22 protein-coding genes are annotated in these 20,442 nt (G+C 64.6%); 8 read left to right on the top strand and 14 right to left on the bottom strand.

The annotated features are described in order from the left end of the window. Window positions 1–19 precede the first annotated feature (19 nt). Window positions 20–1,303, bottom strand: coding sequence for a thymidine phosphorylase (locus R3P93_RS01560; RefSeq protein WP_317532282.1), 1,284 nt, complete (start codon window positions 1,301–1,303; stop codon window positions 20–22). After that, window positions 1,296–1,709, bottom strand: a complete 414-nt coding sequence (locus R3P93_RS01555) for a cytidine deaminase (RefSeq protein ID WP_037188964.1) — start codon at window positions 1,707–1,709, stop codon at window positions 1,296–1,298. The genes R3P93_RS01560 and R3P93_RS01555 overlap by 8 nt, the downstream gene beginning before the upstream one ends. A 265-nt stretch (window positions 1,710–1,974) precedes the next feature. Between R3P93_RS01555 and sdhC the strand changes: the two genes are divergently transcribed. The 4 genes from sdhC to R3P93_RS01535 are packed head-to-tail and all read left to right on the top strand — an operon-like array spanning window position 1,975 to window position 5,389. After that, a complete protein-coding gene (gene sdhC / locus R3P93_RS01550; protein WP_082898767.1) occupies window positions 1,975–2,385 on the top strand; it encodes a succinate dehydrogenase, cytochrome b556 subunit in 411 nt (136 codons plus the stop codon). Beyond that, on the top strand, window positions 2,385–2,837 hold the full coding sequence (locus R3P93_RS01545) for a succinate dehydrogenase hydrophobic membrane anchor subunit (RefSeq protein ID WP_032397462.1): 453 nt from the start codon (window positions 2,385–2,387) through the stop codon (window positions 2,835–2,837). The genes sdhC and R3P93_RS01545 overlap by 1 nt, the downstream gene beginning before the upstream one ends. 16 nt (window positions 2,838–2,853) lie before the next feature. Continuing rightward, complete coding sequence (sdhA, locus tag R3P93_RS01540; RefSeq protein ID WP_032397463.1) at window positions 2,854–4,605, top strand: succinate dehydrogenase flavoprotein subunit; 1,752 nt, start codon at window positions 2,854–2,856, stop codon at window positions 4,603–4,605. Between the two features lies 1 nt (window position 4,606). After that, window positions 4,607–5,389 carry a succinate dehydrogenase iron-sulfur subunit gene (locus tag R3P93_RS01535; RefSeq protein WP_008718029.1) on the top strand — a complete coding sequence of 261 codons (783 nt, stop codon included), beginning with the start codon at window positions 4,607–4,609 and terminating at the stop codon, window positions 5,387–5,389. Between the two features lie 61 nt (window positions 5,390–5,450). Here R3P93_RS01535 and R3P93_RS01530 read toward each other — a convergent pair whose 3' ends face one another. From R3P93_RS01530 to R3P93_RS01515, 4 genes are all read right to left on the bottom strand, one after another. Then, window positions 5,451–6,656 carry an acyl-CoA dehydrogenase family protein gene (locus R3P93_RS01530; RefSeq protein WP_317532281.1) on the bottom strand — a complete coding sequence of 402 codons (1,206 nt, stop codon included), beginning with the start codon at window positions 6,654–6,656 and terminating at the stop codon, window positions 5,451–5,453. Window positions 6,657–6,753: 97 nt separating this feature from the next. Next, entirely contained in the window at window positions 6,754–7,536 is a 783-nt protein-coding gene (locus R3P93_RS01525) for an ATP-binding cassette domain-containing protein (protein ID WP_317532280.1), read from the bottom strand. Between the two features lie 2 nt (window positions 7,537–7,538). Then, window positions 7,539–8,585: an ABC transporter permease gene (locus R3P93_RS01520; protein ID WP_317532279.1), complete on the bottom strand. Its 1,047-nt coding sequence runs from the start codon at window positions 8,583–8,585 to the stop codon at window positions 7,539–7,541. Between the two features lie 29 nt (window positions 8,586–8,614). Then, complete coding sequence (locus R3P93_RS01515; protein WP_094669655.1) at window positions 8,615–9,616, bottom strand: substrate-binding domain-containing protein; 1,002 nt, start codon at window positions 9,614–9,616, stop codon at window positions 8,615–8,617. Window positions 9,617–9,734: 118 nt separating this feature from the next. Here R3P93_RS01515 and R3P93_RS01510 point away from each other — a divergent pair, with 118 nt between their 5' ends. From R3P93_RS01510 to R3P93_RS01500, 3 genes are read left to right on the top strand one after another with little or no spacing between them, the layout of a single operon-like run. Continuing rightward, complete coding sequence (locus R3P93_RS01510) at window positions 9,735–10,055, top strand: hypothetical protein (protein ID WP_068051693.1); 321 nt, start codon at window positions 9,735–9,737, stop codon at window positions 10,053–10,055. Between the two features lie 24 nt (window positions 10,056–10,079). Next, the gene (locus R3P93_RS01505; RefSeq protein ID WP_317532278.1) at window positions 10,080–11,549 is read left to right on the top strand and encodes a sensor histidine kinase; all 1,470 of its coding nucleotides are present in this window, start codon (window positions 10,080–10,082) and stop codon (window positions 11,547–11,549) included. Next, window positions 11,534–12,196, top strand: coding sequence for a response regulator transcription factor (locus R3P93_RS01500; RefSeq protein ID WP_068051697.1), 663 nt, complete (start codon window positions 11,534–11,536; stop codon window positions 12,194–12,196). Before R3P93_RS01505 ends, R3P93_RS01500 begins: the two co-directional genes overlap by 16 nt. Before the next feature lie 36 nt (window positions 12,197–12,232). On the opposite strand, the gene R3P93_RS01495 is transcribed toward R3P93_RS01500, so the two are convergent. Next, window positions 12,233–12,616: a hypothetical protein gene (locus tag R3P93_RS01495; RefSeq protein WP_317532277.1), complete on the bottom strand. Its 384-nt coding sequence runs from the start codon at window positions 12,614–12,616 to the stop codon at window positions 12,233–12,235. Window positions 12,617–12,913: 297 nt separating this feature from the next. Between R3P93_RS01495 and R3P93_RS01490 the strand changes: the two genes are divergently transcribed. Beyond that, window positions 12,914–14,182, top strand: coding sequence for a D-alanyl-D-alanine carboxypeptidase family protein (locus tag R3P93_RS01490; RefSeq protein ID WP_317532473.1), 1,269 nt, complete (start codon window positions 12,914–12,916; stop codon window positions 14,180–14,182). Here the strand turns inward: R3P93_RS01490 and yhjD are convergent, their stop codons facing one another. The 7 genes from yhjD to R3P93_RS01455 all read right to left on the bottom strand — a co-directional run bounded on the left by yhjD (window position 14,183) and on the right by R3P93_RS01455 (window position 20,400). After that, complete coding sequence (yhjD, locus tag R3P93_RS01485) at window positions 14,183–15,202, bottom strand: inner membrane protein YhjD (protein WP_283347099.1); 1,020 nt, start codon at window positions 15,200–15,202, stop codon at window positions 14,183–14,185. A 114-nt stretch (window positions 15,203–15,316) separates the two neighbouring features. Continuing rightward, a complete protein-coding gene (gene trpS / locus R3P93_RS01480; protein ID WP_283347100.1) occupies window positions 15,317–16,357 on the bottom strand; it encodes a tryptophan--tRNA ligase in 1,041 nt (346 codons plus the stop codon). 41 nt (window positions 16,358–16,398) lie between these two features. Continuing rightward, a complete protein-coding gene (locus R3P93_RS01475) occupies window positions 16,399–17,145 on the bottom strand; it encodes an exodeoxyribonuclease III (protein WP_394855246.1) in 747 nt (248 codons plus the stop codon). Window positions 17,146–17,277: 132 nt separating this feature from the next. After that, complete coding sequence (yidC, locus tag R3P93_RS01470; RefSeq protein ID WP_317532276.1) at window positions 17,278–18,180, bottom strand: membrane protein insertase YidC; 903 nt, start codon at window positions 18,178–18,180, stop codon at window positions 17,278–17,280. Between the two features lie 63 nt (window positions 18,181–18,243). Continuing rightward, on the bottom strand, window positions 18,244–18,582 hold the full coding sequence (locus R3P93_RS01465) for a DUF6412 domain-containing protein (protein ID WP_317532275.1): 339 nt from the start codon (window positions 18,580–18,582) through the stop codon (window positions 18,244–18,246). 62 nt (window positions 18,583–18,644) lie between these two features. After that, window positions 18,645–18,929 carry a DUF6412 domain-containing protein gene (locus tag R3P93_RS01460; RefSeq protein WP_068051721.1) on the bottom strand — a complete coding sequence of 95 codons (285 nt, stop codon included), beginning with the start codon at window positions 18,927–18,929 and terminating at the stop codon, window positions 18,645–18,647. 40 nt (window positions 18,930–18,969) lie between these two features. Further along, window positions 18,970–20,400, bottom strand: a complete 1,431-nt coding sequence (locus R3P93_RS01455; protein WP_317532274.1) for a DUF4153 domain-containing protein — start codon at window positions 20,398–20,400, stop codon at window positions 18,970–18,972. Between the last annotated feature and the right edge of the window lie 42 nt (window positions 20,401–20,442).

The raw sequence follows: 20,442 nt of genomic DNA, 5'->3' as shown, positions 1-20,442 counted from the left end.
TCGCTACTGCCCGAGCTCCTCACCGACCGATGCGGTCGATCACCAGGGGCCTCGGCTGCGAGGCCGTGGCCCCTATCTCCCAACTGGATTCGAGTGCCTGCTGCGCATACTCGAAGCGCTCGGGGGTGTCGGTGTACAGCGTCGCCAGTCGATCCCCAGCACGTACCCGATCGCCGGGCTTGGCGTGCAGCCGCACACCGGCAGCGCTCTGCACCGGCTCACCCTGTCGCTCGCGGCCCGCGCCCAGTCGCCAGGCCGCGAGCCCGACGCCCATTGCGTCCACCCCGGTGACGACGCCGTCGGCGGTGGCGGTGAAGTCCTGGCTCTCCCGGGCGACAGGTAGTGCGGCATCGGGATCGCCGCCCTGCGCGGCGATCATCGTTCGCCACCGATCCATGGCCGAACCGTCGGCGAGCTTGTCGGCCGGATCGATGCCCTCGATCCCGGCCGCGGTGAGCATCGTGCGCGCCAGCGTGATCGTCAGCTCGACGATGTCGGCCGGGCCACCTCCGGCGAGAACCTCGACCGACTCCTCCACCTCGAGCGCGTTGCCCGCGGTGAGCCCGAGCGGGGTGTCCATCGCCGTCAGCACCGCCAGAGTCCGCACGCCCGCATCGGTTCCGAGCTCGACCATCGCTGTGGCCAGTTCACGTGCGTCGTCGACGTTCTTCATGAACGCACCGGCACCGACCTTGACATCCAACACGAGCGCCCCGGTGCCCTCCGCGATCTTCTTGCTCATGATCGAGCTGGCGATCAGTGGGATCGACTCGACCGTTCCCGTCACGTCGCGCAGTGCGTAGAGCTTCTTGTCGGCCGGAGCCAGATCGGCACCGGCAGCGCACACGACAGCACCGATCGCCGGATCGGCCAGGATGCGATGCATCTCCTCACCGCTCAGATCCGCTCGCCAGCCGGGGATGGACTCGAGCTTGTCGAGCGTTCCGCCGGTATGTCCGAGTCCTCGACCCGACAGCTGCGGCACAGCCGCCCCGCAGGCGGCGACGAGCGGAGCCAGCGGCAGCGTGATCTTGTCTCCGACACCACCGGTCGAGTGCTTGTCGACGGTGGGCAGCGGCAGCGCCGAGAAGTCCATTCGGGTACCCGACGCGATCATCGCGTTCGTCCACGTACCGAGCTCGCGACGCGACAATCCACGCCACAGAACGGCCATCGCGAGAGCCGACATCTGTTCCGGCGCGACGGATCCGCGGGTGAACTCCGCGATCACCCATTCGATCTGTTCGTCGTCGAGAACGCGCCCGTCTCGCTTGGCGCTGATGATGGATACGGCGTCAGGCATGGTTGTTCACGCGTCCTTCGTCGAGGTTGTCGGGGCCGAAAGCATTCGGGAGCAACTCTGCCAGTCGAGCCGGTCCCGAGACGGTGTCGACGAGCAGATCCGGGCCGCCGAACTCGTACAGCAGCTGTCGGCATCGCCCGCACGGCATCAGAATTTCACGCCTGGAATCGCAGCAGGAAAAGGCGACGAGTCTGCCGCCGCCGGTCGAGTGCAGGTTGGACACCAACCCGCACTCCGCGCAGAGCCCCAAACCGTATGAGACATTTTCCACATTGCACCCGGTGACTATCCGATTGTCGTCCACCAGAGCCGCCGCACCGACCGGAAAGTTCGAGTACGGGGCGTAGGCACGGCCCATTGCCTCATGAGCATTGTCGCGCAACGTCTTCCAGTCGATTTCGTTCATGGTGAACCATCCAATCACGGTGTCTGAATTGATGCAGAGATCCGGTCCGATGAGCATTCATCAATTGGGAAGGCAAACCTAACACCGCATTTCGGCACCGTACGAACCTCGAGTCGAATTAGTTCCGTGTTTCGAATGGGTTTACAGTTTCCAGTAAGCGGCTAGTACAACCAGCACTAGGGCCGAATCGCGACAAATCGAGCCAGGCAAGACCGGCCACCGGGGCTCGATGCGTCCACCAACGACGTTGGAGGCATTGCACTCGATGAGTAGCACGACGGAAGTCGCTCCGGTCAAGGAGCGCAAGCGGTCTCTGTACCGCGGGGACCCGGGCATGTGGTCCTGGGTTCTGCACCGCATCACAGGCGTTCTGGTCTTTTTCTTTCTGTTCGTCCACGTTCTCGACACGGCGATGGTTCGGGTCAACCCCGAGACGTACGACGCCATCATCGAGACCTACAAGACCCCGCTCGTCGGCCTGATGGAAATCGGCCTCGTCGCGGCAGTGCTGTACCACGCGTTGAACGGCATCCGCGTGATGTTGATCGACTTCTGGTCCAAGGGACCGCAGTACCAGAAGCCGATGCTGTGGGCGATCGCAGTCATCTGGCTCGTCGTCATGATCCCCGGCGCGGGACGAATCTTCTACAACATGTTCACGGCGGGTGGTCACTGATGTCGACGCAGGGTCCCGAGGCCAAGGTCCTCGGCACGAACTACGACCGTCCGGCCAGCTTGGCCAACCCGCGTTCGCCGCGGCGGCAGAGCAAGGGCAACTTCGAGCTCTACGCATGGCTGTTCATGCGCTTCTCCGGCCTGGCACTCGTCGTGCTCGTCCTGGGCCACATGTTCATCATGCTGATGCTCGACGACGGTGTGCACCGCATCAACTTCGCTTTCGTCGCCGGTCGTTGGGCCAGCCCGTTCTGGCAGTTCTGGGACCTGACGATGCTGTGGCTCGCTCAGCTGCACGGCGGCAACGGCCTGCGCACGATCATCGCGGACTACTCCCGCAAGGATTCGACGCGATTCTGGCTGACCACGCTGCTGGTGCTGTCGATGATCCTCATCATGGGCGTCGGCACGTACGTCATCTTCACGTTCGATCCCAACATCACGGCGAGCTAAGGACACTGACGCTTACATGCAGGAACATCGTTACGACGTACTGATCGTCGGCGCAGGCGGTGCCGGTATGCGTGCTGCGATCGAGGCCGGACCCCGTGCTCGCACAGCCGTACTGACCAAGCTCTACCCCACGCGCTCGCACACCGGCGCAGCCCAGGGTGGCATGTGTGCCGCCCTGGCCAATGTCGAGGAAGACAACTGGGAGTGGCACACGTTCGACACCGTCAAGGGCGGCGACTACCTCGCCGACCAGGACGCGGTGGAGATCATGGCCAAGGAAGCCATCGACGCGGTTCTCGACCTCGAGAAGATGGGCCTTCCCTTCAACCGGACACCCGAGGGCAAGATCGATCAGCGGCGCTTCGGTGGCCACACCCGCGATCACGGCAAAGCTCCCGTGCGTCGTGCGTGCTACGCGGCCGACCGCACCGGCCACATGATCCTGCAGACGCTCTACCAGAACTGCGTCAAGCACGACGTCGAGTTCTACAACGAGTTCTACGCACTGGATCTGTGTCTGACCGAGACCGACGACGGTCCCGTCGCGACCGGAATCATCGCCTACGAGCTGTCCACCGGTGAGCTGCACATCTTCCATGCGAAGTCGATCATCTTCGCCACCGGAGGCTCGGGCCGGATCTACAAGACCACCTCCAATGCCCACACCCTCACCGGTGACGGCATGAGCATCGTCTTCCGCAAGGGTCTTCCCTTGGAGGACATGGAATTCCACCAGTTCCACCCGACAGGTCTCGCAGGCCTGGGCATCCTCATCTCCGAGGCCGTGCGCGGTGAGGGCGGAATCCTGCGCAACGAGTCGGGTGAACGCTTCATGGAGCGCTACGCACCGACCATCAAGGACCTCGCGCCCCGCGACATCGTCGCGCGCTCGATGGTGCTCGAGGTGCTCGAAGGACGCGGTGGCGGCCCGAACAAGGACTACGTCTACATCGACGTCACGCACATCCCCGAGGAAGTTCTGGACGAGAAGCTCCCGGACATCATGGAGTTCTCTCGCACGTACCTCGGTGTCGACCCCGTCAAGGAGCCGGTGCCCGTCTACCCGACGTGCCACTACGTCATGGGCGGCATCCCCACGAAGATCCGCGGCGAGGTTCTGCGCAACAACGAGGACATCGTCCCCGGCCTCTACGCGGCCGGCGAATGTGCCTGCGTCTCCGTGCACGGAGCCAACCGTCTCGGCACCAACTCGCTGCTCGACATCAACGTCTTCGGACGTCGTGCCGGCATCGCGGCGGCCGAGTACGCGAACTCGGTCGACTTCACCCCGCTCCCCGAGGAGCCGGCGAAGATGGTGCAGGACTGGCTGGAGCTGATCCTCTCCGACCACGGACACGAGCGCGCAGCCGACATCCGTACCGAGATGCAGCAGTCGATGGACAACAACGCCTCGGTGTTCCGCACCGAAGAGCGTCTCGAGACGGCACTCAAGGATGTCCGCGCCCTCAAGGAGCGGTACAACAAGATCACCGTCGAGGACAAGGGCAAGCGCTACAACAGCGACCTGCTCGAGGCCATCGAACTCGGCTTCCTGCTCGAAATGGCGGAGGTCACGGTCGTCGGTGCACTCAACCGAAAGGAATCGCGCGGCGGACATGCTCGCGAGGACTACCCCGAGCGCAACGACGCCGAGTACATGAAGCACACCATGGCCTACAAAGAGGGCGAAGGTCTGCTCACCGAGATCCGCTTGGATTACAAGCCGGTAATCCAAACCCGCTACGAGCCGATGGAGCGGAAGTACTGACATGAGCGCACCCACCCTGGACAAGAAGTCCAACGAGTCCGATCTGCCACCCGTCCCCGAGGGCGCGGTGATGGTCAACCTCAAGATCGCGCGCTTCAATCCCGAGAGCGGTGACGGTCAGCGCTGGGACACCTTCCAGGTCCCCACACTGGCCACGGACCGTCTGCTCAACCTGCTGCTGTACGTGAAGGGTTACCTGGACGGCACCCTGACGTTCCGTCGTTCGTGCGCACACGGTGTCTGTGGCAGCGACGCGATGCGGATCAACGGTGTCAACCGTCTCGCCTGCAAGGTGCTCATGCGCGACATGCTCCCCAAGGACTCGTCGAAGACGCTGAACATCACCATCGAGCCCATCAAGGGTCTGCCGGTGGAGAAGGACCTCATCGTCGACATGGAACCCTTCTTCGACGCGTTCCGCGCCGTGAAGCCGTTCCTGATGACGACCGGCAACGAGCCGACCCGAGAGCGGATCCAGTCCGCTGCGGACCGCGCCCGCTTCGACGACACCACCAAGTGCATCCTGTGCGCGTGCTGCACCACCTCGTGCCCCGTGTTCTGGAGCGACGGCAGCTACTTCGGTCCGGCCGCCATCGTCAACGCACACCGGTTCATCTTCGACAGCCGTGACGAGGGCGCAACCGAGCGTCTGGACATCCTCAACGACGTCGAGGGTGTGTGGCGTTGCCGCACCACCTTCAACTGCACCGACGCATGCCCTCGCGGCATCCAGGTCACCAAGGCGATCCAGGAAGTCAAGCGAGCGTTGCTCTTCGCACGCTGACAACTCCCCCGCAATCGAAAGGCCCCTTCGCACACGCGGAGGGGCCTTTCGACGTTCTACGTCACACGAACGCGCCGAATCCGGTCACTCCGCGTCCGACGATCAGATTGTTGATCTGCGCGGTTCCCTCGTAGGAGTACAGGGCCTCGGCATCGGCGAAGAATCTGATGACGTCGTGCTCGATGAGAATTCCGTTGCCGCCCAGGATCTCTCGGGCCCAACCCACCGTCTCGCGCAGCCGCGTCGTACAGAACGTCTTCGCGAGCGCCGCATGCTCGTCGTAGTGGACGCCGTTGTCCTGCAACTGAGCGACACGAATCGCCATCCCGAGCGCGGCGGTGATGTTCGCCGTCATGCGGGCGATCAGGTCGGAGATCAGCTGGAACGAGGCGATCGGAGATCCGAACTGTTCGCGTTCGCGCGCATACGCCACGGCCCGCTCGTACGCGCCCATCATCACGCCCACGGCTTGAAACGCCACTCCCCCGCGCGTCAGCCGAAGCACCTTCGCAGTGTCGGCGAACGAGTTGGCCTCGGCAAGCTTGTTGCCGACCGGGACTCGGCAGTTCTCCAGATGGATGTCGGCGTTCTCCACCGCGCGGAGCGAGTACTTGCCCTCGATCTTCTCGGCCCGGAAGCCTTCGAATCCTTGCTCCACGACGAAGCCCTTGACCTCACCGTCGGCCTCGTCCTTGGCGAACACGATGGTCAGATCGGCGAAGGTGGCATTGCCGATCCATCGCTTGCTGCCGTTGAGGATCCAGTGATCACCGTCGAGGCGGGCGGTGGTCTCCAGGCCGCCCGCGACATCGGAGCCACCGTGCGGTTCGGACAGACCGAACGCGCCGATCTTCTCCATTCGACGCATGGCAGGCAACCACCGTTCGCGCTGCTCCTCGGAGCCGAGAATCGAGATACTGCTCATCGCCAGCGAACTGTGCACGCTGAACATCGTTCCCGTCGACGGATCGACCCGCGCGAACTCCATTTCGAGCCAGCCGGTGAGCAGCTTGCGTGAGGCCTTGCGGTCCTTGAACGCGTAACCGAGACCGGCGATTTCGAGCTCGGCGATCTTCGGCATCAGGTGCACCGGAGAGGTGGCCTTCTCCCAGAACTCGTTCGCCCTCGGCGCGACCTCGTCCTGCAGGAACCGACGGGTACGCAGGACCACCTCGATCTCGGAGTCGTCGAGCATGCTCTGATACCCGTAGAAATCGGATTCGAGAAAGTCCGGCGACAGTGGTCCGAGGGGCTCGTGCTCGCTCATGTTCGGCTCCTTCGTCTGGCACCTCCATCGGGCACCGCTATCGATCTTCTACCCGCCACGCGCGATTCTCACGCATGGGCCCGCGGCCGCCGACCGGTCAGCGACGCAGTTCGTCGGAGAGGGTCTCCAGTTCGTCGCCGCCCGCCATTTCCTTGGTGAGATCGTCGAGGGAGATGTCGTCGTGCGCGCAGTCCAGCGTCTGACGTCCGCGATCGAGGAGGACGAAGTGGTCTCCGACCATGTACGCGTGGTGAGGATTGTGGGTGATGAACACGACGCCGAAGCCCTTCTCCCTGGCCGCGGAGATGTATCGGAGAACCATGCCGGATTGCTTGACGCCGAGAGCGGCGGTCGGCTCATCGAGAATGAGCACTCGCGCACCGAAGAAGATGGCGCGAGCGATCGCCACGCACTGACGTTGACCGCCGGACAGTGAGCCGATGGGGGCATCGACGTCGGGCAGATCGATACCCATCTTGCGCAGTTCGTATATGGTTCTCGCGCGCATGGCGTGGGTGTCCAGGGTCTTGAAAATCTTGCCCCTGCGCAGCTCCTGGCCGAGAAAGAAGTTGCGCCACACCGGCATCAGGGAAACGACCGCGAGGTCCTGATAGACCGTCGATATGCCCTGTTCCACGGCCTGCTTCGGCGAGCCGAACGTTGTCGCCTTGCCGTCGACGAGCAGTTCCCCCTCCGACTGGCCATGCAGACCGGACATGATCTTGATCAGAGTGGACTTGCCTGCGCCGTTGTCACCGAGCACGCAGGTTACCTCACCGGCACCGACACGCAGGTCTATCCCGTGCAGCGCGATGATGTTGCCGTAGCTCTTACCGACGCCTTTGAGCTCGATCAGGGGCGTGTTCGCGGAAGACGTCATGGTCACCTTTTCGCCGCGTAGTTGCGGAAGGAGCTGTTCGCGATCACTGCGAACAGCAGCATCGCGCCGAGGAAGAACTTGAACCAGTCCGGGTTCCAGCCTGCGTACACGATGCCCTGATTGGTCATGCCGAAGATGAACGCACCGACAGCCGTACCGTATCCACCGGTGAGCAGGCAGCCGCCGATGACGGCGGCGATGATGTAGAGGAATTCGTTGCCCACGCCTTGGCCGGACTGCACGGTGTCGAAGGCGAACAGCAGGTGCATGCCGACGAACCAGGCGCAGAAGCCGACGAACATGAACAGGCCGATCTTGACCCTCGTGACCGGGACGCCGACGGCACGCGCCGATTCCTGGTTGCCGCCGACGGCGAAGATCCAGTTGCCGACCCGGGTCTTCATCAGCACCCAGGTCGCGGCGAGCGTGAACACGATCCACCACACGACGGTGATGCGGACCGAGACCCCCAGCAGCGAGAACGAGGACGAGAAGAAGGCCTTGGCCGAGTCGAATCCCTCCATGTCCGAGATGGATGGGGTGGCGACCTGGCCGGTGACGAGTTTGGTGACGGCGAGATTGACGCCGGTGAGCATCAGAAACGACGCCAACGTGATCAGAAACGACGGAATCTTGGTCGTCATCACCAGGTATCCGTTGAGGAAACCGACCGCCAGTGCCAGTACCAGCGCCAGCGCCGAGCCTGTCCATACGTTGAGGTGCAGGTTGTAGGCCAGCATGGAGGCCATGATCGACGAGAACGTCACCGCGACTCCGGTGGAGAGGTCGAATTCTCCGCCGATCATCAACAGCGAGACCCCGATCGCCATGATGCCGATGGTCGAGGATGCGTACAGCACGGTCGCGAGAGCCTCGGGTGATCGAAACGGTGGTGCCACGATGCAGAAGAAGACGAAGATGGCGACCGCACCGAACAGGGCACCGATCTCCGGGCGAATCAGCAACCGCTGCAACGGTTTCTGCTTCTTGATCCGCTCATCGGTGATCACGGTGTGTTCGGACAGAGCCGGATCGGCCTGTGTGGACATGCTCTTCCTTCCGCGCCGAAGCGACGCACTCAGCGTGTGCCGTTGCGGGCGTACTCGGCGACCGCGTCGATGTTGGTCGAGTCGATGAACGCGGGCCCGGTCAGCACCGGGGTTCCGCCGCCGATCGTGTTGCCGTTGTTGAGGTAGAGCCACAGCGAGTCGACGGCCAGGTAACCCTGCAGGTAGGGCTGCTGATCGATGGCCCACGCCACGTCGCCCGACTCGATCGCGTCGACGAGTGCGGCGTTGGTGTCGAACGTGACGATCGTGGCGTCGCTGCCCGCGTTGTTCTTCGACTGCACCGCAGTCAGCGCGATCGGAGCGGCGAGGGCAATGACGTGGTCGATGGTCGGATCCTGCTGCAGCTTGGCGGTGATGGTCGACTCGACGGACGGCATGTCCTTGCTGTTGACGTTCAGGATCTCGGTGGTACCTCCGAAGCCCTGCGTCACGCCGGCACAGCGAGCCTCGAGGGCAACCGCCCCCTGCTCCTGGATGATGCACAGAGTCTTGCGGGCACCGTCATCGGTGAGCCGCGCACCCGCGGCCTCGCCGGCGATGGTCTCGTCCTGGCCGAAGTACTGCTGGACTCCCATGTCCTTCCAGGACTCGTAACCGGAATTGAACGCGACGACCGGTATGCCCGCGGCGGTCGCTACCTCGACGGCGGGGGCCATCGCGTCGGGTTTGGCCAACGTGACCGCGATACCGTCGACCTTCGAGTCGATCGCACTCTGGACGAGGTTGGCCTGGTTGGGCGCTTCGGGATCTGCGGAGTAGCGCAGTTCGATGTTGTCCTTGGCCGCGGCGGCCTCGGCACCCTTTCGAACCAGATCCCAGAAGGTGTCGCCGGGAACCTCGTGCGTGATCATCGCGATCGTCGCCGACGGAGTGTTTGCCACTCCCGCGTTGCTTCCGTCGTCGGACGATCGAGGAGCACCACCGGTGCTCGAACAGGCAGCGACCGTCAGTGCTGCGACCGCACAGATCGCGCCGACCGCGATCGGTCCGCGCCTTTGCCGAACCCTCATTGCATTTCCTCTCGAACAGCCGACAAGTATTCGGAGCAGCACGGGACCTCGGACGACATGAGAGAACTCTCATCTCCGATTCACGTAGCCACAATCCGCCGTCGTCAGACTCGACCGTGTGCGAACCATCATCGTCTCGGCCCTGGGTCTGCTCACGCTCGGCGTGCTCGTCGTGGCATTGCTGACGACTCGATCGACGGGCGAGCAGACCCCGTTGCCCGCACCCATAGTCGCACCCGCCGCACCCGTGCAATCCGCCCCGGGTACTCCGCAACCCGTTCCCGGTGCACCACAGCCGGGCGAGCCCGCGCCCAGCACCGCGCCGACCGCCGCGCCACAGCCGGTGGCACCGGACGGATTCGTGCCCCCGCCGCCGCTGCCGCCTGCCGACTGGGACGATGACTTCGACGACGACTGGGATGACGATGACGACGACTGATCCTGCTGCAAGACCGACCACGTGATGCGGACGCGACTGCTTGCCCTACGCCCGACGAGCGCCAGGAGCCGCATCTTCTCGTGGGTCCTGTTGCTGGTGTTGGCGTCTCTGGCGGCCGTCACCGTCACCACCTGGCTGCTCATGATCCGCGCCACCGACAATCGCATGCGTGAATCGCTGCGCACCGAGATCGCCGAGTTCACCACCCTCACCGACGCAGGCGTCGATCCCGGCACCGGCGCACCGTTCGACGACATCAACGACGTGCTCCGCGTGGTGATCACCTACAACCTCGCCCGCCCCAACGAGAAGTTCCTGGGCTACGTGGACGGCGCTTTCGCCGTGCAGAGCAGGCAGCAGGCACCGGTGCGACTGTCCGACGACAGCGGCTTCACCGCCGAAGTCGGGACCGTCACCGCGCCCGTCGAGGGTTCGTATTCGAGCGCCGCAGGTGAAGTGGTGTACCTCGCCGTGCCGGTCTCGCTGGCGGGCGACCCGGTGCCCGGGGTCGTGGTCGCCGCGTACTTCGCCGACCAGGAACGCGCCTCCGCCGACGAGACCGCGACCTTGATGCTCGTCGTCGGCGGCGTCACCTCGGTGCTGGCGGCAGTAGGGGCGTGGTTGGTCGCGGGCCGCATCATGTCGCCGATCAGACACATCACCGCAACCGCCAGAACGATCACCGAGACCGACCTTTCCGGCCGAATCACCGACGCCAGAACAACGGGTCGAGGCGACGACATCGGAGCCCTGATCGACACACTGAACTCGATGCTCGATCGGATCGAGTCCGGCGCGGCCAGTCAACGCCGATTTCTCGACGACGCAGGCCACGAACTCCGCACTCCCATCACCATCGTCCGCGGCCATCTCGACGTGCTCGACCACGACGACCCCGTCGACGTGCGCGATACCGTCGCGCTCGTCGACGACGAACTCGATCGGATGAACCGGCTCGTCGCGGACCTGTTGCTGCTCACCCGAGCCGATCAGACGAGCTTCGTCAACCCCGTCGTCACCGATGTCGACGCGCTCACCCGAAGCGTGTTCGACAAGGTGACCACCCTCGCCGACCGGGAATGGGTGCTCGAGGCCAGCGCGACCGTCCACGCGCCGCTCGACGCTCAACGGCTGACCCAGGCGCTGCTGGCGTTGGCGGACAACGCAACCCACCACACGATGCCCGGCAGTCGTGTCGGCATCGGATCCCAACTGTCCGACGGTGACATCCGGTTCTGGGTCACCGACTCGGGCCCTGGAATCGCGCGCGACGAGCAGGAACGAATCTTCGAGCGCTTCGCCCGCGGTCGCAACGGAACCAGACGCACCGAGGGCGCAGGGCTCGGGTTGTCCATCGTCACCGCAATCGCACAGGCCCACCGCGGACGGGTGAGTGTCGGCAGCGCACCGGGGCACGGTGCCACGTTCACCATCACGATCCCACTGACCGATTCCGTTCCCTCGCAGAAAGATCGACCATGGCCCGCATCCTGATCGCCGAAGACGAACCCCGCATCGCCTCGTTCGTCCAGAAGGGGCTCCGAGCGAGCGGCTTCAGCACGACCACCGTCTCCGACGGTAGATCCGCTTACGAACACGCCCGCAGCGGTGACTTCGATCTGGTGGTACTCGACATCGGTCTGCCGAACATGGACGGCTTCGAGGTACTGCAGCGACTGCGCGGAGAGCAATGCGAGATACCGGTGATCGTGTTGACTGCCCGCGACAGCGTCCACGACGTGGTGTCCGGTCTCGAGACCGGTGCCGACGACTACATGGCCAAACCGTTCCGGTTCGAGGAACTGCTGGCGCGCATCCGAGTTCGCCTGGGCACCAAGAGAACCGTCGACACCACCCAGCTCACCGTCGCGGACCTCACCCTGGACCTGCGTACTCGACGAGCTGTGGCGGGAGACCGCACTGTCGACCTGTCGGCCCGTGAGTTCGCCCTCGCCGAGACCTTCATGCGCCACCCGGGCCAGGTCCTCTCGCGAGAGCAACTCCTGTCGCAGGTGTGGGGCTACGACTTCGACCCGGGCTCCAACGTCGTCGACGTCTACGTCCGCTACCTCCGGGCGAAATTCGGTGCCACACGAATCGAGACCGTCCGCGGAATGGGGTACCGACTGTCCGAGACATGAATGGCGTCGGCCGGCGCCGACGCCACTGCTCGAGTCTCAGTCGTCCCGGTCGTTGTCGTCGTCCTGATCGTCGTTGTCGTCCTGATCGTCGTTGTCGTCCTGATCGTCGTTGTCGTCGTCCAGGTCGTCGTCGTCGCTGCGATCGTCCAGATCGTCCCAGTCGTCGTCGTAACGGTCGTCGTTGCGATCGTCCCAGTCGTCGCCGTAACGGTCGTCCGAGATCCGGGTCGATGCGGACTGCTGGGGCGCTGCCGGCGGGGTCGAGGCCGAATCTGCCTCCGACAGAGGCTGTTCCACCGAGATCGACGACGGCCGCTGCTGGGTGGGGCCGTCGTCGGCGATCGCGAGTACGCCGACGCTTCCGAGGGTGACGACAACGGCTGCTGCACCGACGATCATGAACTTTGCCGGCATTCTCATGACTGCTCCTTCGATCCGAGTTCTGTGGACCACCGTTTCGGTGATGACTCAACGATCGCTGTCGAACGTGAGAACCGAAGGAAGACAACATGAGCGAGTTCTCATTCTGGTGGCGGGCGCGTGCCGCTGCGCGAGGGGCTGCATTCGGCCGTCGCCGGTGACGATGTCGGGACAAGGATCGGAGCGGTCGTTCGAGCGACGCTCGCCGGTGGGTCGCCACGTCGACCGACCCCCGAGCGCCTATGGTGATTCGCGATGAAAAGGATTCGAGTGTGCGTGGCCGCGTCGGCAGTGTCGATGATTCTCGTCGGCTTCGGCTGTGGACCGGCTCTGGCACAACCTGCCGCCGAGCCACCGGTGGTGACGACGACACCGCCGTTCACGACGCCCGACACCGACAGCTGCCCCTTCGCCGCGTCACCGCCCCCGGCGATCGACCTGTCCGAGGTACCGGCCCCTGGAAGCACTGCCCCGCAACCACTCCCGATTCCCGCGGAGGCCGTCGGCGGGGATCGGCTCGCCGAGTGTGGAGCGGTACTGCCGGACGGGGCTCCCCCGTTGCCTGCGGACATCTCGGCCACCGGATTCGTGGTGGCCGACATGGACTCGGGCTCCGTTCTGGTCGCCAAGGATCCGCACGGGCGGCATCGGCCGGCGAGCACGATCAAGGTGCTGCTCGCACTCGTTGCGCTCGACGAACTGAACCTGAATACCCAGATCACCGCGACCGCGGAGGACGCCGATGCAGAGGGCAGTGCCGTCGGCATCGGCGAGAACGGTGTGTACACCAATCTCCAATTGATGCAGGGACTGGTGATGGCATCGGGAAACGATGCAGCGCATGCGTTGTCCAGGCAGCTGGGCGGTGACTCCGCCACCGTGGACAAGATGAATGCCAAGGCCGCGGAACTGGGGGCGCTCGATACGCGCACCGCCACGCCGTCGGGTCTCGACGGTCCCGGCATGGCGAGCTCTGCCTACGATCTGGCGTTGATCTACCGCGCGGCCATGCGTAATCCGACTTTCGCACAACTGATTTCGACCGAGACGGTTCAGTTTCCCGGCTACCCGAAGGATCCCACGATCCCGGACGACCAGGACCGGCCCGGGTTCACCCTCTCCAACGACAATCAGTTGCTCTACAACTACGAGGGCGCACTCGGCGGCAAGACCGGGTACACCGACGATGCGCGCCAGACGTTCGTCGCAGGAGCAGAGCGGGGCGGTCGACGCCTCGTCGTGACGATCATGAAGGGAGACGTGCTGCCGATCCGGCCGTGGGAGCAAGCGGCCCGCCTGTTGGACTACGGTTTCGCTCTCGATTCGAGCCGCGGCGTCGGCGAGCTCGTGGAGCCGCAATCGACGTCTCCGGTGACGAGCACCCGCGCGCCCGAGGCCACGCCGACTCTTGCCCAGCCACCCGCATCGGCGTCGGGCTCGAGCTCCCGCCAGTCCGAGATGCAGGCCCAAGGCGACACCGTCGTTCGCATCGCGATCGGTGTCCTCGGGTCGATCGTGGTGATCGGGCTGTTGTGGGGCGCTCGGCGTCTTTCGCGCAACCGCTGATCAGCGACGCCGGTTGCGCAGTCCTGCGAAACCGAGAGCTGCGAGGGCACCGGCACCCACCAGAGCCAGACCGCCCGTGACGCCCGGCCCATCACTGACCTCGACCCTCGTGTTGATCACCGCCGGCTCCGGGGCCGGAACGTGGGCTTCGGCCAAGCTTTCTCGAGTCGTCGCGGCGAACGACGTGGAGAACAACACGAGACGCGACGTCGTGAACACGAACACCAGCAGACCGATGATCGGTCCGAAGACCACGCCCGCAGGACCGCTCGTCACCGAAGCCAGGTAGAGGGCACCGAGCTGCTTGAAGATCTCGAATCCGACGGCAGCGAGCAGCGCACCTTTGGCTGCGCTGCGCCACGACACCGGCTCGCGCGGAAGCCTCGAGATCACCCAGGTGAACAACGCCCAGGTACCCGCCAGCGCAAGTAGAACGGAGAACACGCGCAGTGCGACGCCCACTCCTGGAACGGAATCGAGATTGGCCCACTCGAGAATGCTGCGCATCAGGTCACCACCGGCCAGTGCCGACAACGCCAGCGACAGCACGAGCGCGGTTCCCAGCCCGAGCAGCGCGGCGAAGTCCTTGGCCTTGGTGGCCAGAAATCCGCCCTGCTCGTGCTGGCTCTCCCACATCGCGGTCAGCGCCTCGCGCAAGTTGGCGATCCAACCGAGACCCGCATACAACGCACCGAGCAGACCGATGATGCCGACGCTCGTCCGAGACTCGATGGCAGTCTGGATCAGCGAATTGATCGTCTCGCCGAAGCTGCCCGGCACGTTCTCGGCAATCTGCGACTGGATCTCGGCAAGCCACTCGGGCTGATTCACCAGCACGAACCCAGCGATCGCGAAGGCGACCATCAGCAAGGGGAACAAGGCCAGCACGCTGAAATACGTCATCCCGGCCGCGTAGTAATCGCCCTTCTGGCCCTGATACCGCTGCGCAGCAACAACAGTGTGATCGAGCCACGGCCACCGGTTGCGCCGGTCGTCGAGGATCGCCTTGAAATCTGGCATGGCACTCGCCTTCTCGCTGTTGTCGGCTGCTGTCGGATCGTGTCGCCGCGGTGCTGCGTCTCGAAGTACTGTTTGCCGGAATTCAGCACGACGAAACTCGGTGTGCCGTAGATGCTATGCACCCGGAGGCAGGAAACCCACCCTGTCGTAGACCTGAGCGAGCGTTCGACTCGCCACTTCCCTGGCTCGATCCGCACCGGACGCGAGGATGCGGTCGAGTTCGGCCACATCCGCCATGAACCCGTCCATCCGCTCCCGCAGCGGAACGACGAACTCGGTCAGAACGTCGGCGGTGTCGGATTTGAGGTCGCCGTAGCCCTTGCCCGCGTACCCGGCAACGAGATCGTCGATACTCACGCCCGACAGCGCGGACTGAATCACCAGTAGGTTGCTGACGCCCGCTTTGTTCTCCGGATCGAACACGATGTCGCGTTCGTTGTCCGTCACTGCCGATCGAATCTTCTTGGCCGACACCTTCGGATCGTCGAGAATGTTGACGATGCCCGCCGGATTCGACGAGGACTTGCTCATTTTCGCGGTGGGATCCTGTAGGTCGAAGATCTTCGCGGTGCCCTTGATGATGTGCGCATCGGGCACGACGAACGTCTTCTTGAACCGCGTGTTGAAACGCTGCGCCAGATCGCGAGTCAGCTCCAGGTGTTGCCGCTGATCCTCGCCCACGGGCACCAGATTCGGCCGATAGAGAAGAATGTCCGCGGCCTGCAGAATCGGGTAGGTGAACAGCCCGACACTGGTGTGATCGCGACCCTGCTTGGCAGACTTGTCCTTGAACTGCGTCATCCTCGCTGCTTCGCCGAATCCGGTGATGCAGTTCAGAACCCACGCCAGCTGCGCATGCTCGGGCACCTGACTCTGCACGAACAGCGTCGACTTCTCCGGATCGATCCCTACCGCGAGCAACTGCGCCGCGGCCACCCGGGTGCGGCGGCGAAGCTCCTTGGGATCCTGCGGAACGGTGATCGCATGCAGGTCCGGAATGAAATAGAACGCGTCGAACTCGTCCTGCAACTCCACCCAGTTCCGCACCGCGCCCAGGTAGTTACCGAGATGGAACGAATCCGCAGTCGGTTGGATGCCGGAGAGTACCCGCCTACGCGGACCTTGCGGAGTGTCGATGGAGTCGGAAGAAGACATACCGCAATCTTTTCACGACCCCATCGACGCCAACTCCCTGCCTAGCGGTAGCGCACTGTCACCGGAGCATGATCGGACCATCGCTGGTCGTACGCCTCGGCCCGCTCGGTGATCGCTTCCTTGGCGCGCTCGGCCAGATCGCTCGTGGCCAACTGATAGTCGATCCGCCACCCGGCGTCGTTGTCGAAGGCCTTGCCGCGGTAGGACCACCAGCTGTACGGACCTTCGACGCCCGGGTGCAGCGCACGTACGACGTCGGTCCACGGTGCCTTCTCGGCGAGCAACCGCGCCACCCACTCGCGTTCCTCGGGCAGGAAGCCGGAGTTCTTGCGGTTGGTCTTCCACGCCTTGAGATCGGCCTCGGTGTGGGCGATGTTCCAATCGCCGCACACCACCACGTCCCGATCGTCGGACTTCGCGGCCTTGGCCGTCTTGGCCAGATACTTAGCGAACGCCGCCATGAAGCGTTCCTTCTCGTCCTGACGTTCGGTACCCACCTCGCCCGAGGGCAGATACAGGCTCGCCACGGTGACATCGCCGAAGTCACCTTCGATGTAGCGACCCACATCGGCGAATTCGGCGGCACCGATGCCGGTGCGAATCGCGTCGGGAGCCGCCTTCGACAGCAAGGCCACCCCGTTGCGGCCCTTCGCGGACGGCTCGGCCGAGGCCAGGTGCCAGCCCGCATCGAGGGCCGGGGCCAACGCCTTGGTCAGTTCCCCGTCGTTGGCGCGGGTTTCCTGCAGGCAGATGACGTCGGCATCGGTGGTCTCGAGCCATGGCAGCATGCCCTTGCGAACAGCTGCGCGAATTCCGTTGACGTTGACAGTGGAAACAGTGATCGGCACGCCGACGACGGTAGCGGAGCCCACCGACAGTCGGCAGGTCGCCTTCTGCCGGCGGCACCTCCGGCGAGGTTGCTAAGGACGCCTCGGCTTGGCCCCGGGCTTGGGGGCGGTGACCGCCGATGTCACCTCCGGCGAGGTAGTCGGTTCTCGATCGATGCGTCGGTAGACGAGGTGCTGCTGGGCGTAGGTCCAGATGTTGTTGCTCACCCAGTACAGCAACACCGCGATAGGAAGTACCGGCCCACCGACGAGCACGCCTGCCGGGAACACCCAGAGCACGAGCTTGTTCATGATCGCGGTCTGCGGGTTTGCCAGCGCCGCTGCGTCCTGCCGAGCGACAGACGCCCGCGAGTTCAGATGCGTGGCCACCGCAGCGACGATCATCAGCGGGACCGCGACGAGCGCGATGCTCAACACCGACGGCACTCCCCCGAACGGGCCGAATGCCTCCAGAACCTCGCGCGAGCTGTTCATAGCAGCAGAGATCGGCGCACCGAACAGTCGCGCGTCGAGAAAGGACTGCACATCGGCAGCGCTGAAGACGTAGTTCGCGGTGTTCGCATTCTCCTGCGCCGTCATGCCGAGATGACCGAATCCTGTTCCGGTTCGGTTGAACGAGCGCAGCACGTGCAGCAGGCCGATGAAAACCGGGCCCTGCGCCAGCAGGGGCAGGCACCCCATCAAGGGGTTGAAACCGTGTTCCTGCTGCAATTTCCGCATCTCGGTTGCCTGTCGAGCACGGTCCCCGGAGTATTTCTTCTGTACGGCCTTGATCTGCGGTTGGAGCCTTTTCATGGCTAGCTGCGAACGAATCTGACTGACGAACGGCTTGATCAGCAGCGCGCGCAGCGTGAAAACCAGGAATATCACCGCCAAGGCCCAGGCGAAGCCGTTGTCGGGGCCGAGCACAGCCCCGAAGACTCTGTGCCAGAACCACAGCACCGCGGAGACGGGATAGTAGACGACATCGAGCATGGTGGAGAACCTCACTGTGAGAGAAGTCGGTCGGTTGGCGTCTCGACCGGATCTCGCAGTGGCTCAGGAGAACTGGAGCCACCGGTCCGGTCCGTGGACCGGACCGGGTGCTCTGGGCATGGGGCGACCGGGCGCATCGGGTTGCTGTTGCCTGCGGAACGATCCACGAAGCCGCCGACCGTCCGCGCCTGCGGCGCACGACGACAGCGGTGCGATCACGGCGAGGTCGCACGGCGCACCGAGGACGACCAGGGACGCCGCGACCAACGCACCGAACATCGCTATCTGTGCGGCGGGTTGTGCGTCGACGACAGCGAAGACGACGAGCAGGACGGCAAGGACGCCGACCAGTGTCCCGGCGTAACGTCGCATCGCCAGGTGGAGGGTTCGAGAATCGAGCATCTTCGGTTCCTTGGGACAGCCTCGCGGACAACGGATTGCGAAGGCGTGGGGGAACTGTCGAGCTACAGTGCCCCCACCAGTGCACCGGGTGCTCGTGGCTGTGGGCGGCCCGGAGCATCCGGGCGATGCTGACGCCGGAACGAGCCTCGAAGATGGCGTTCCTCTGCGGCGGGGCCGACGTTCGGCAGCAGGCGCAGCAGTGCCGGAACATCGACACGGTGTGCGAGCAGCATCAGCGTTGCCAGCGCCGCGACGAGGATCAGGGCCACGTCTGCGGTTGCGGTCGGCATCGTCAGGTACAGCGTCACGAGTAGCAGCGAGGTGACGACCATGCGCTGGTATCTCATCCCGCACCTCCCTGGTATGCCACCGAACCCGAGTCGTTGCTCAGGGTACAGATACCGCAGGGTCCGTGCACAGGTGCCAGGTATCCCCGACGAACACCGGACCTCGGGCTTGCACGCAGGGACGCACGTAGACGGGCAGTCGCTCGAGCTCCGCGTCGGCGTCGGACGACAACCCACCGACGTAGGACGTATCGATGCGTCCGGTCTGCTCGAAGCGATCGACGTTGTGCCGTGCGATGTACGCGTCGGGGTTCAACGCCGCCAGAGTGAGCACGGTCAGAACCGCACCGACGCCCACGGCTCTCGGTAGCCAGCGCCCCGACATCCGCGCGCCCGAGATCAGAAGCAGTACGAACACCGAGCCCAGCCACCACTCGACGGCCGTGACGAACAACCTGAGGGTGGTGTAGCCGTACTGCTGCTCGTACAGGGACATTCGATGCAGCGCCGACGCAACGATCACCAACGACAGCAGGCACAGCGCTCCGAGCAACGCCCGCAATGCAATTCGATCTCCTCGGCGGTTTCGCGGGGCCTTCGCGACCGTCACCGCAATGACGAACAGTGTCAGTACCGTCACTGCCAGCAATTGCCAGAAGCCCTGCCGGGCGTACTCGGCATTGGTCAGTCCCTCCGTGGTCGCCACATGCCCCTGCCCGCCGAACAGCGTCGGAACCTGGAACCCGACGAACACGACGAACAACGCCACCACCGCCCCGAGCGGAATCATCCACTCCCACAACTGCACCGATCGACGCGGCGACGGAGCAAGGCGATCGAATCGAGGCGGATGCAGCGCGACGTAGCAGACCGCGAGCGCACCTGCTGCAGTGAGCACGAAGACGAGAATGCGTCCGAAGATGGACGCGGCATCGAACTCGGGCGTCACCGCGCCCAGCGCATCCGAGAAGCGCTTGTCGGCTGCACCGAACAACGCTGCGAACACGACGACGAGTGCGATCGTGACAGCGGCGACCATGCCGGCCCGCACCGGCCGCGGCCCCTCCAGGTCGATCGAACCGGCTCCGCGTCGGATCCACCGAGCAACTCGCACCGGCAGCAACACCGGCAGGAGACCGCCGAGTGCAATTCCCGTCCACGTCCAGGCGCGGGAGAGCACCACCACTGCGACCACGATGGCCAGCGTCGTCGACATCGTCACGATCCACTCGGCCGCGCGCAGTGCAGACACGCTCGCCAAGGCCAGCGCTCCTGCCACGCCGGCCCATTCCCACCGCGAGAGCCTGCCGCGGCGGGCTGCGAGCAGGACGACGACGAAGGCCACGGCAGTGACCGGCACACCGAACGTGTTGTCCACCAACGTCGCTGCACCGACCAGTCCGGCGAGAGCCGACCCGAGGAGTGCCGCGCGCGGGGGCTGCGAATACCGCAGCACCGGCCAAGTGCGCGGCCCCCAGACAGAGCGCCCGTGCTTCGATCTCGGCTGAATCGGAATGTCGATCGTGCTCATAACACTTCCTTCTTGTGTGTTTCGGGCATGGAAGGTCGGCGG

It is taken from the genome of Rhodococcus cerastii (assembly GCF_033042195.1).
GTDB lineage: Bacteria > Actinomycetota > Actinomycetes > Mycobacteriales > Mycobacteriaceae > Rhodococcoides.
The sequence above is the reverse complement of the archived record's forward strand: the minus strand, read 5'-3'. Positions and strand labels throughout refer to the sequence as shown.